Source organism: Mycobacterium sp. BMJ-28 (assembly GCF_054404835.1).
Genome location: NZ_CM136783.1, coordinates 3557951 through 3569749, shown reverse-complemented (window position 1 = coordinate 3569749; position 11799 = coordinate 3557951). Strand labels below are relative to the sequence as shown.

Genomic DNA, 11799 nt, shown 5'->3' with positions numbered 1-11799 from the left:
GCCCGGATAAAGCCCGCGCTCATAATTGACGTTGCTGTTGCAGTGCCGCCGACGGCGTGAGAGTGTGATGCCCGTCGGTCGCCGATGCGCCGTCACATCCCTGGTCCGGGCTCTGTGACCGCCGCGGTCATGAGCGGATGGGACGGTCACATTCTCGGCTCAGTGATGGAACGCAGCGGCGAGTTGACCGTCAGGCTGCATACGCGGGTCCTGCGGACGTCTTCGCCGTATCGCATCGCCGCCGTGTTCGTGGTCATCGTCGCGGTCACCTTGATCGTGCGCGCGCTGTCCTCGAACTTCCTGGCGCATGACGACGGCATCACCATGCTGGGTGTCACCTGCAATCAGGGTCGCTACGCCGGTGGGATCCCGACCCAACAATGGATCCAGGCCAGCGCATGGCAGGACTACTGGCGTCTACACATCCCGGGCTGTTTTGACCAAATCCGCACGGACATGGCCGATTTCGATATTCATCCGTCGTTGTACTTCTGGGTGCTACATCTCTGGTTCGTCGTGTTCGGCGTGTCGATCCCCGGTGCACTCACGCTGAACGTGCTGCTCATCGCCGTGGCGGGATTGCTGATCTTCGCGACCTGTTCGGCGCTGTCGGTGCCGGCGGGCATCAGCGTCACGGTCGTGCTGACCTGGGCGGTGACGATGTCGGCGCGGTCCGCGGGCGCGGCGATTCGTCCGTATGCGCTGCTCACCGTCTTCGCGGCCGCGTTGCTGCTGCTGACGGTGCTGTGGTTTCGGCGCGGTCGGGGGCGCTATCTGGCGGCGATGGCCCCCGTGGTCGCCGGCGGCATGCTGACCCAGTTCCTGTTCCTGGTGCCCGCCACCGCGGTGCTGCTGGTGATCGGCGCCTCGTTGGTCACCGGCCGACGCTACCGGGACCTGGCATTGCTGTTGGGGGCCTATGTGGTGGCCGCGATCGCATTCGTGGTGGTCGAGCCGGAATTCATGAACTCGGTGCACCGTGGCGGGGCGCAGGCGCAGCCGTTCACCTGGGCCGGTTTGCCGGTGCGCGTGGCAGGAGTGCTCGCCGCGGTGTTCGAGACGTTCGTGCCGCTGGATCCGGCCTACCAGATCGACGCGGTGTCGATCGCCGGATGGCTCATCACCGCCGTGGTGATGGTTCCGGTACTGGTCGTCGCGGTCCGGTTCTTGTGGCGGCATCGGCATGGGCGCCTCGCTTACAAGGTCACCGCCGACTCGGCGCCACTGCAGCTGTTCGTGGGCTGCTGGCTGGCGATGGTCGCCCTGTTCCTGCTGTGCGTCAGTCCGGAGCATTCGATGCGCCCGGTGTATCTGTTCTTCCTCACCCCGTTCCTGTTCGTCGGTCTTGCCGTTGCCGCGCAACGGTCCGCGACGGTGATCGGTGTGCTCGCGATGCTGTTCGTGTACCAGCTCGTCGGCGTGATCATCGGGACTGCGGTGTTCGTGTCCTCGCAGCATCAGGGCGCGTCGCTGGTGCCCGGCGGGAATGCGGCGATTGTCCTGGATTCGGACCGCCGCGGTATCGTCCCGCCCGCGTTGTGGCCGGTCGCGCCGACGGTGCCGACCTATGTGGCCAGCCAGGACCAACTGCTCCAGGACTTTCCCGATCTGTCGGGCACCCGGGACCGCGACCTCTATTACGTGAGCAAGGTGATGTTCGGTGACACTTACGGCAACACCATCGCCAAGCGGCGGGCCATCCTGAAGGAGTTCGCGGACCGTGGCTACGTGGCCGACCATCTGGGTGTCAGCGCCTCGATGGGCGGCGCCGAGGTGTATCGGCTCACCCGGCACTGACCGATGACGGGTCAGCCGCGCAGCACGCTCGCGGTGCGGGTGGCCGCGTCGCGCCAGTTGCCGTAATGCATCGTCCATTCGCGAACCTTGCTGTGGTCGATGACCGGGGCGGCTGCCCGTGCGGCCGCGAGGCCACCGGCCAGGCCCTGTGCGGTCGGCTCGACGGCGAAGAGCCGCTGCGCGCCGGCCAGGTCGGCGAGTTGATGTAATGCCGGCCCGACCACGGGGCAACCCATGCTGAGCGCCAGGACGGCGCTGCCGGAGGTGAAGAACTCGCGCTGGGCGATCACCGCCGCGTCGGCCGCGCCGTAGTACATCGGCACCGCGTCGGCGGGAATGTGCTTGGCGTGCACGATGATTCGTGAATCACCGGCCGCGGCACCCAATTCGGCGCTGACATCTCCCTGCGGTGGTCCCGCGATGATCAGACGATCCCGGTCACCGGCGATGTCCTGGAATGCCGTGATGACGTTTCGCACGCCCTTGTAGGGACGGATACGTCCGAACGCCAGCGCGACGAATCCATCCGGCGGGATGTTCAGCCGCGAGCGTGCCTCCGCGCGCGGCGGCGGGGCCGGATAGTCCTCGACGTAGTGCGGATGATGAACGGTGGTACACGGCCCGCGGTAGCCGAACCGCTCGGCCAACTCGGCACGGGCGCCGTCGAAGTGTACGAAGACGTGATCGGTGACGGCGAGCAGATCGCGGCGGGCGCGGTGCCCCAGGTCCGGATGCGGATCGTCGTGCGGCACGAGGTTGTGTGCGGTCCACGCGATGCGCACGCCTCGCCGCTTCAGCGCGTGTAACCGGGTCCGGATCGCCGCGGCCCTGGTCTGGTAGAGCCACCGGTTCCGATGCAGGTGCGTCTCTCCTGGCCAGTGCAGGTGCAGCCAGTCACCTGGCCGGAGCCGGTTGGCACCCAGATACAGCAGGGGAGAGGAACTCGCGTCGACACCCTCGGCGCACAACGAATCGATCAGGCTGGGCAGGTAAGGGTTCTCGACCCACTGTGGCCACATGTGCACGCGTACCGGCGATGCCGAAGAACGGCTCAGACCTGGCGTGGCGGATCGCCACGCCTGGGCCCGCGATACCGGGTGTCTGCCGACAAGCGCTCTCTTGACCGTCCCCCGCGTCGTCATGGCCGGACAGTAGCAACCCAACGTGGCTGGTACTAGGCGGTTTTTGGGCCACCGGGTGCGCTCATCGCACCGGCGATCTGCTCGTGATTTTGCTGGCGGGAGACCCTTGGGTGGAACGACCAGGCTGTGAGCGCGCTATGTGGCGCCCGTCACTTTTGCCTACATTGCGTGGGATCGCCCAAAAGATTTTTCTGCGTGAAACGCCCGGGTCAGCGGTAGGTCCCGGTGAGCCACGCCTTGGGCCCGTGCTTGCCGAGCAGATAGCGCAGCGATTCGTACTGTTGCTTCTTGCGCTTCTTGCCACGGACGTCGATGTAGTGGTGGACCACCTCGATGCTCGGGTCGAACCACCGCTTGATGCCTTTTTTCTCCAACCGGATGGCGAGGTCCTGGGCGCCATGGTTGCGCATGTTGACGTCGTAACCGCCGATGGACTTGTAGACGTCGGCGTAGATCAGCATGTTGCCCTCGTGCAGCCAGAACGTCTGCTGCGGCTGCGGGGCATCGAGGACGTTCGGGTAGTTCTTCACGATGGGACGGACCGTCCGCTGGATGGTGCGGGCCAACTGGGGCCGATCCCGGAGTCGGTCGAGCACCGGGGGCACACCGGTGAGGTGGGTCTCCAGCGAGAATGCGGGCCCGAAGTTGTACGGCTCCTGGCTGCCGTCGGCACGGCTGACGAGGCCGCCGATCGCACCGACGCCCCGGTCGGCATACCGCGCGGCCAGCTCCCGCGCCACGTCGGCGATGTTCTCGGTTTCCAGATCCATGTCGGCGTCGATGAAGTGGATCAACTCGTCGCCGTCGATGACCTTGAGCACCTGATTGCGGTTTGCGGTGCACCCTTGATTCGTGTCGGCCACGATCATCTCGACCTTGCCGCCGAATTCCTTGACCACCTCGACGCTGTCGTCGGTGGAGCCGTCATCGAAGACGTACACCCGGTCGTAACCCTGCGCAAGCACCTGCGGCAGCAGTTTGCGCAGGTGATGACCCATGTTGTAGTTGGGAATGGCGGCGATCACGGGCAACTGGCTAGACATGGCGGTAACTGGTCCCTCTCATGGCGCGGTGCGGCTCAGTCTGGAGTCAGTGGATGCGAAAGATCGTCCGCGGCGCGATCGGCCCTCGTTGGCCGCTGTTGCTGCGACACGTCACATTGTCGTTTCCCGGAAATGGTACCCGTTGCCCCGGCCGTGGCCGGTGACTGCCCGTGGCAGCCGGTGGAGCTGCGCAGCTGCAACCATGCCGCAACTTCGGCACGGTTGATGAAGTAGTCTCATCGGAGTCGGCTGCCAGAGTTTGCCCGCCGATTTCGCAGCGGCGGCCCGCCGACCCGGCTCGGATGTCGGCGATCACAGCGTGGACAGGGAGATCGATTCGTGCGTCTGACTGTTTTTGGTCTGGGTTACCTCGGACTGACCCATGCTGTGTGCATGGCCGAACTGGGCCATGACGTCCTGGGCGTGGAGGTCGACCCGAAACGGGTCGCCAAACTGGGCAACGGCGAGGTGCCGTTCTATGAGCCCGGGCTGGCCGACCTGCTGTGCAAGCATCTGGAGTCGGGCAAGCTGACCATCACCGACGACTACGCCGTCGCCGCCGAGTGGGGCGAGCTCTACTTCATCGCGGTCGGTACGCCGCAGAAGAAGGGCGAGTCCGCGGCCGATCTGCGCTATGTCGAGGCCGTCATCGACAACCTCGCCCCGTTGGTGCGAAACGACGTTCTGATCCTCGGTAAGTCCACGGTGCCGGTGGGCACCTGCGCCAAACTGGTCGAACGGGCCGAGGCGCGCTCCCAGGGCGCGACCATCGAAATCGCCTGGAACCCCGAGTTTCTGCGGGAGGGCTACGCCGTCCAGGACACGGTGCGCCCGGACCGGATCGTGCTGGGTTGCCGCGAAGGCGGCCGGGCCGAAACGCTGACCCGCGAGGTCTATGCCGACATCCTCAAACTCGAGACGCCTTTCATCGTCACCGATCCGGAGACCGCGGAACTGGTCAAGGTGTCGGCCAATGCCTTTCTGGCGACCAAGATTTCGTTCATCAACGCGATCGCCGAGGTCTGCGATGTGGTTGGCGCGGATGTGCGGGCGGTCGCCGACGCGATCGGGTACGACGCGCGCATCGGTCGCAGGTTTCTCAACGCCGGTATCGGTTTCGGCGGTGGCTGCCTGCCCAAGGACATCAGGGCCTTCATGGCCCGGGCGGGGGAGCTGGGCGCTTCGGAGGCGCTGACTTTCCTGCGTGAGGTGGACAACGTCAACATGCGCCGCCGGACCCGGATGGTGGACGTCGCGCGCAAGGCGTGCCAGGGCTCGCTGCTGAACGCCAACATCGCGATCCTCGGTGCGGCGTTCAAACCCGATTCTGACGACGTGCGGGACTCACCCGCGCTCAACGTGGCCGGGCAGCTGCAATTGCAGGGTGCATCCGTGACGGTCTACGACCCCAAGGCCATCGAGAACTCCCGCGCGGTGTTTCCGACCCTTTCGTACGCGGCCTCCGTGCAAGAGGCGTGCGAGAAGGCCGATGTGGTCATGGTGCTCACCGAATGGTCCGAATTCGTCCAGATCAACCCGGCCGATCTCAGCACCATCGTGCGGAACAGGACCGTGATCGACGGCCGGATGTGCCTGGACCGTGAATGGTGGATCAAGAACGGCTGGACCTACCTGGTCTGAGCCGGCGACCGGGGTCAGTCCCCGACTTTGCCCGTCTCGGCTGCCTGGCGATAGTTGCGGACCGCCAGCGGTCCGAAAGCCGCGCTGATGACGATGATCCAGACCACGGTCACCGCCAGCGGCAGCCAGATCCCATCCGCTCCGTGTGACAGCGCGCGCATGGCCTCGATGGCGGGGGCGACGGGTTGGTACTGCGCTATCGGGCGAAACACCGCCGGAATCTTGTCGACCGGGATGAGTGCGCAGAACGCCAGTCCCATACTGCCGGTGCCGACCCAGGCGAGAATGGTGCGGCCCTCGGCGCGCAGGGCGAGCGATACCACGATCATCGCGAAAGCGACGACGACGAGGCTCGGGATGAGCAGGTAGACCAGGAGGGCCAGGAAGTTACCGTCGAACCGGAAACCCAGACTGTAACCGGTGGCCAGGATCAGTCCCGTTCCGGCGAGCGTGCGTACCCCTTCGGCCAGCAGCGTCCCGGCCAGTGCGCTGGCACGCTGCACCGGCATGACCCACAGCCGGGTCAGCAGACCGCTCTCCCGGTCGTACGGCATCGTCATGCCGGCCCCGAGGGAACCCGACAGCGCCCCCGCCACCGCACATACCGGGATCAACAGGTCCAGGCCGCTGCTACCGGTGAGCCGCACCATCGATTTGCCGACCAGCAGGCTGTAGGTGATCAGCAACACCGTCGGAAACAGCAGGGACTGCAGCGGCACGGTCGGATACCGGCGCCACTGGATGAACAGCCGGCCGGCAAAGATCCAGCTCTCGGTGAGCATCGAATTCTGGTGCGGCACGGCGGAAGTCACTGCGTCACTCACTGGGTCCGCCTTTGCAATCGGAGCGCGATCCAGCCGAACACGATGAGCAGGCCCGCACACCAGGTCAGGCTGGCGAGCAGGTTGCCCGCAACGACGTGACCACTGGTGAACCCGCGGAGCGTCTCGGTGATCTGCGAGATGGGTTGGTAGCGCACAAACGGTTGCAGCCACGTCGGGAAAGATTCCAGGGGTGCCACTCCGGTCGACAGCAGGACCAGCAGCAACTGGGGCACCATCAGCAGCTGGCTGGCCACTTCGGTCCGGCCCGCCTTGGCGCCGGTGGCGTCGGCGCCCAGGGACAGCGCCAGGGTCAGAATCAGGGCCAGCGCGAAAAATGCTGCCACGTAGCCCAGTCCGGTGGTGAACCGGAAACCGAACACCAGCGCCGCGATGACGGAGGCAGCAGTTGCCAGCGCGCCCCGGATCACGCAGTAGTTCATCCTGGCGATCAGCGAGGAGTACTGCGAGATGGGCAGCGTGCGCAGCCGGATGCCCATCCCACTCGATTTCTCGTGTGCGGCACGGTCGGTGGTGGTCAACGCACCGAACAGCATCGCCTGCACCACCACGGCGGGCAGCACATACTGCGCGTAACTCATCTCACCGGTGTTGATCACCCCGCGCAGCAGAAACGTCAGGCCGACCAATCCCAGCAACGGCGCCACCACCGCGAAGATGAGGTCCACCCGGCTGCGGCTGACGATGCGGGCGGTGAGGATGGCTTGTGCGTTCACGCGGTGGCGGCCGGTGTCGTCAGGTGAAGGAACACCTCGTCGAGCGACGGACGTCGCAACGAGATGTCGAGCAGTTCGACACCGAGTTCATCGAGACGGCGGAACACCTCGGACAGCGTCGCCACGCCCTGCGGTGCAGGGACCGAAACCGAGCTGGTGTCCGCGTCGATCTCGACCTCGGCGAAGTCCGCCAGCGCCGCCGCGATCCGGGGCAGGTCCTCGGAGCTCACCGCGGTCATCTGGCAATAGCTGCTGCCGGTCTGGCTCTTGAGCTCATCGGCGGTGCCGCTGGCGACGATCTGACCGTGATTGAGGATCACGATGGAATCGCTGAGGATGTCCGCTTCTTCCAGGTACTGGGTGGTCAGCAGGACGGTGATGTCCTGCGCCTTCAGCGAGGACACCAGATTCCAGACATCCCGCCTGCTGCGGGGATCCAGCCCGGTGGTGGGCTCGTCGAGGAAGAGCACCTTGGGTGGCACGACGAGTGACACCGCGATGTCGATACGCCGCCGCATCCCGCCGGAGTAACCGCTGACCTGACGGTCGGCGGCGCTCTCCATGTCGAACTGGGTGATCAGTTCGTCTGCCCGGCTGCGGGCCTCGGCGCGGCGCAGGCCACGCAGCCGGCCGAACAGCACCAGATTCTCCCGGCCGGTGAGGCGCAGATCCAGGGCCGCGTCCTGGCCGGTGACGCCGATGCTGCGACGGACCTCTGCCGATTCGCGCACCACGTCGTAACCGGCGACGACCGCTGTGCCCGACGACGGTTTCAGCAACGTGGAGAGAATGTTGACCGTCGTCGTCTTGCCCGCGCCGTTATGCCCCAGCAACGCGCACACGGACCCGGTCGGAACAGAAAAGCTCACGTCACGAAGGGCGGGAACGCTACCGCCGAATGTCTTGGCGACATTATTGAGCTCGATCACGGAGTCATACGATACAGCCGTCGCCGGTTATGTGAGACCTACGGTCGCGGGGTTGCGCCGTACCCCGCCGGGCGTCCCCACGCCGGATGAGCAGACACGTCACGCGACACGCCGAGAACTGTCGGTGGGCACCCATAAACTGGCGTTCCTATGAGCTCATCCTTCGTGCACCTGCATAACCACACCGAATACTCCATGCTCGACGGTGCGGCGAAGGTCAAGCCGATGATCGCCGAGGCGCAGCGCCTTGAGATGCCCGCGATCGGGATGACCGACCACGGAAACATGTTCGGCGCCAGTGAGTTCTACAACATCGCCACCGACGCCGGCATCAAGCCGATCATCGGCATTGAGGCCTATATCGCGCCGGCTTCCCGGTTCAACACCAAGCGCGTGACGTGGGGCGACCCCAGCCAGAAGGGCGATGACGTCTCGGGCAGCGGCTCCTACACCCACATGACGATGGTCGCCGAGAACGCGACCGGGCTGCGCAACCTGTTCAAGCTGTCCTCGATGGCTTCCTTCGAGGGACAGCTGGGCAAGTGGTCCCGGATGGATGCCGAGCTGATCGCCGAGAATTCGGCGGGCATCATCGCCACCACCGGCTGCCCGTCCGGTGAGGTGCAGACCCGGCTGCGGCTGGGTCATCAGAAGGAGGCCGTGGAGGCCGCCGCCAAATGGCAGGACATCTTCGGCAAAGAGAACTTCTTCCTGGAGTTGATGGACCACGGCATCGAGATCGAGCGCCGGGTCCGCGAAGGCCTGCTCGAGGTCGGCCGCCAACTCGGCATCCCGCCGCTGGCCACCAACGACTGCCACTACGTGACCCGCGAGGCCTCGCACAACCACGAAGCCCTGCTGTGCATCCAGACCGGTAAGACGCTGTCGGACCCGGCCCGGTTCAAGTTCGACGGCGACGGCTACTACCTGAAGTCGGCGGCGGACATGCGGGCGCTGTGGGACCCGCAGGTGCCCGGGGCGTGTGACTCCAGCCTGCTGATCGCCGAGCGGGTGCAGTCCTACGCCGATGTGTGGGCCCCGCGCGACCGGATGCCGATCTTCCCGGTGCCCGATGGCCACGACCAGGCCAGCTGGCTGCACCACGAGGTCCGCGCCGGGCTGGCCCGCCGGTTCCCCGACGGCGTGCCGCAGGAGTACATCGACCGCGCCGACTACGAGATCAAGGTCATCTGCGACAAGGGTTTCCCGTCGTACTTCCTGATCGTGGCCGACCTGATCAACTACGCCCAGTCGGTCAACATCCGGGTCGGTCCCGGCCGTGGTTCGGCGGCCGGTTCGCTGGTCGCCTACGGCATGGGCATCACCAATATCGACCCGATACCGCATGGCCTGCTGTTCGAGCGGTTCCTGAACCCCGAACGCCCGTCGGCCCCCGATATCGACATCGACTTCGACGACCGCCGCCGCGGCGAGATGGTGCGCTATGCCTCGGAGAAGTGGGGCAGTGACCGGGTGGCCCAGGTCATCACCTTCGGCACCATCAAAACCAAAGCGGCGCTGAAGGACTCGGCCCGTGTGCACTACGGTCAGCCGGGCTTCGCGATCGCCGACCGGATCACCAAGGCGCTGCCGCCGCCGATCATGGCCAAGGACATCTCGGTGGCCGGGATCACCGATCCCACCCACGAGCGGTACAAGGAAGCCGCCGAGGTGCGGGCGTTGATCGACACCGATCCCGACGTGCGCACCATCTACGAGACCGCGCGCGGGCTCGAAGGCCTGGTCCGCAACGCCGGCGTGCACGCCTGCGCGGTGGTGATGAGTTCCGAGCCGCTCGTCGACGCCATCCCGATGTGGAAGCGCGCGCAGGACGGCGCGATCATCACCGGCTGGGACTACCCGTCGTGTGAGGCCATCGGCCTGCTGAAGATGGACTTCCTGGGGCTGCGCAACCTCACCGTCATCGGGGATGCGCTGGAGAACATCAAGGCCAACCGCGGTATCGACCTGGACATGGATCACCTGCCCCTCGATGATCCGGCCACCTACGAATTGCTCTCCCGCGGAGACACGCTGGGCGTCTTCCAGCTGGACGGCGGCCCCATGCGGGATCTGCTGCGCCGGATGCAGCCGACCGGATTCAACGACATCGTCGCCGTGCTGGCGCTGTACCGGCCTGGTCCGATGGGCATGAATGCGCACAACGACTATGCGGATCGCAAGAACGGCCGTCAGCCGATCAAGCCGATCCACCCGCAACTGGAGGAACCGCTCAGGGAGATCCTGGCCGAGACGTATGGCCTGATCGTCTACCAAGAGCAGATCATGTTCATCGCCCAGAAGGTCGCCGGCTACAGCATGGGCAAGGCCGACGCGCTGCGAAAGGCCATGGGTAAGAAGAAGCTCGAGGTGCTCGAAGCCGAGTACAAGGGCTTCAAAGAGGGCATGACGAACAACGGCTTCTCCGAGGCCGCGGTGAAGGCGCTGTGGGACACCATCCTCCCGTTCGCCGGATACGCGTTCAACAAATCCCATGCCGCCGGCTACGGGCTGGTGTCGTTCTGGACCGCCTATCTCAAGGCCAATTTTCAGGCCGAGTACATGGCCGGGCTGCTCACCTCGGTCGGGGACGACAAGGACAAGGCCGCGATCTACCTGTCGGATTGTCGCCGGCTCGGAATCACGGTTCTCCCACCGGATGTCAACGAATCGGTGCACAACTTCGCCTCGGTGGGCCACGACATCCGGTATGGGCTCGGCGGCGTGCGCAACGTGGGCGCCAACGTGGTGCAGTCGATCATCAACGGGCGCAACGAGAAGGGCAAGTACACCGACTTCTCGGACTATCTGAACAAGATCGACATCACCGCGTGCAACAAGAAGGTGACGGAATCGCTGATCAAGGCCGGGGCGTTCGACTCGCTCGGGCATCCGCGCAAGGGCCTGTTCCTGGTGCACGCGGACGCGGTGGATTCGGTGCTGGGCACTAAGAAAGCCGAGGCGATCGGCCAGTTCGACCTGTTCGGCGGCGGCGACGCCGATTCGGGGATCGAGTCGGTGTTCACCATCCCGGTGCCCGACGGTGAGTGGGACGGCAAGCACAAGCTGGCGCTCGAGCGCGAGATGCTGGGGCTGTATGTGTCCGGGCATCCGCTCGACGGTGTCGCGCACCTGCTGAACGCCCAGGTCGACACCCAGATCCCGGCGATCTTGGAAGGGGATATCGCCAACGACACCCAGGTGCGCATCGGCGGCATCCTGGCTTCGGTCAACCGTCGCGTCAACAAGAACGGGTTGCCTTGGGCCTCAGCGCAATTGGAGGATCTCACCGGCGGTATCGAGGTGTTGTTCTTCCCGCAGACCTATTCGGCCTTCGGGGCCGATATCGCCGACGATGCCGTGGTGCTGGTGGGTGCCAAGGTGGCCATCCGCGATGACCGCATTTCGTTGATCGCCAATGACCTTGTGGTGCCGGACTTCTCGAATGCCCAGGCCGACCGGCCGCTGGCGCTGAGTCTGCCCACCCGCCAGTGCACGCAGGACAAGGTCACCGCGCTGAAACAGGTGCTGGCTCGGCATCCCGGTACCGCGCAGGTGCATCTGCGGTTGATCAGCGGTGAGCGGATCACCACGCTGGAGCTGGATCAATCGCTGCGGGTGACACCGTCGTCGGCGCTGATGGGAGACCTCAAGGCGCTGCTGGGGCCGGGCTGTCTGGGCGGCTGACG

Annotated in this window: 8 protein-coding genes; 3 read left to right on the top strand and 5 right to left on the bottom strand. The window is 65.5% G+C overall.

Features of this window, described 5'->3' with window-relative positions; translation table 11 throughout:
- The first annotated feature begins 129 nt into the window (after positions 1-129).
- Complete coding sequence (locus ACXPWS_RS17750; RefSeq protein ID WP_458707923.1) at positions 130-1797, top strand: glycosyltransferase family 39 protein; 1668 nt, start codon at positions 130-132, stop codon at positions 1795-1797.
- A gap of 11 nt (positions 1798-1808) precedes the next feature.
- Here the strand turns inward: ACXPWS_RS17750 and ACXPWS_RS17745 are convergent, their stop codons facing one another.
- The gene (locus ACXPWS_RS17745) at positions 1809-2816 is read right to left on the bottom strand and encodes a glycosyltransferase (protein ID WP_458707922.1); all 1008 of its coding nucleotides are present in this window, start codon (positions 2814-2816) and stop codon (positions 1809-1811) included.
- A 332-nt stretch (positions 2817-3148) separates the two neighbouring features.
- Positions 3149-3982 carry a glycosyltransferase gene (locus ACXPWS_RS17740; RefSeq protein ID WP_458707921.1) on the bottom strand — a complete coding sequence of 278 codons (834 nt, stop codon included), beginning with the start codon at positions 3980-3982 and terminating at the stop codon, positions 3149-3151.
- A 339-nt stretch (positions 3983-4321) separates the two neighbouring features.
- On the opposite strand from ACXPWS_RS17740, the gene ACXPWS_RS17735 reads away from it, so the two are divergent.
- Entirely contained in the window at positions 4322-5623 is a 1302-nt protein-coding gene (locus ACXPWS_RS17735) for a UDP-glucose dehydrogenase family protein (RefSeq protein ID WP_458707920.1), read from the top strand.
- Between the two features lie 14 nt (positions 5624-5637).
- Here ACXPWS_RS17735 and ACXPWS_RS17730 read toward each other — a convergent pair whose 3' ends face one another.
- From ACXPWS_RS17730 to ACXPWS_RS17720, 3 genes are read right to left on the bottom strand one after another with little or no spacing between them, the layout of a single operon-like run.
- Complete coding sequence (locus ACXPWS_RS17730; protein ID WP_458707919.1) at positions 5638-6447, bottom strand: ABC transporter permease; 810 nt, start codon at positions 6445-6447, stop codon at positions 5638-5640.
- Positions 6444-7181, bottom strand: coding sequence for an ABC transporter permease (locus ACXPWS_RS17725; RefSeq protein WP_458707918.1), 738 nt, complete (start codon positions 7179-7181; stop codon positions 6444-6446). The genes ACXPWS_RS17730 and ACXPWS_RS17725 overlap by 4 nt, the downstream gene beginning before the upstream one ends.
- Positions 7178-8110, bottom strand: coding sequence for an ATP-binding cassette domain-containing protein (locus ACXPWS_RS17720; RefSeq protein ID WP_458707917.1), 933 nt, complete (start codon positions 8108-8110; stop codon positions 7178-7180). The genes ACXPWS_RS17725 and ACXPWS_RS17720 overlap by 4 nt, the downstream gene beginning before the upstream one ends.
- 150 nt (positions 8111-8260) lie before the next feature.
- Here ACXPWS_RS17720 and dnaE point away from each other — a divergent pair, with 150 nt between their 5' ends.
- Complete coding sequence (gene dnaE / locus ACXPWS_RS17715) at positions 8261-11797, top strand: DNA polymerase III subunit alpha (RefSeq protein ID WP_458707916.1); 3537 nt, start codon at positions 8261-8263, stop codon at positions 11795-11797.
- The last annotated feature ends 2 nt before the right edge of the window (positions 11798-11799 follow it).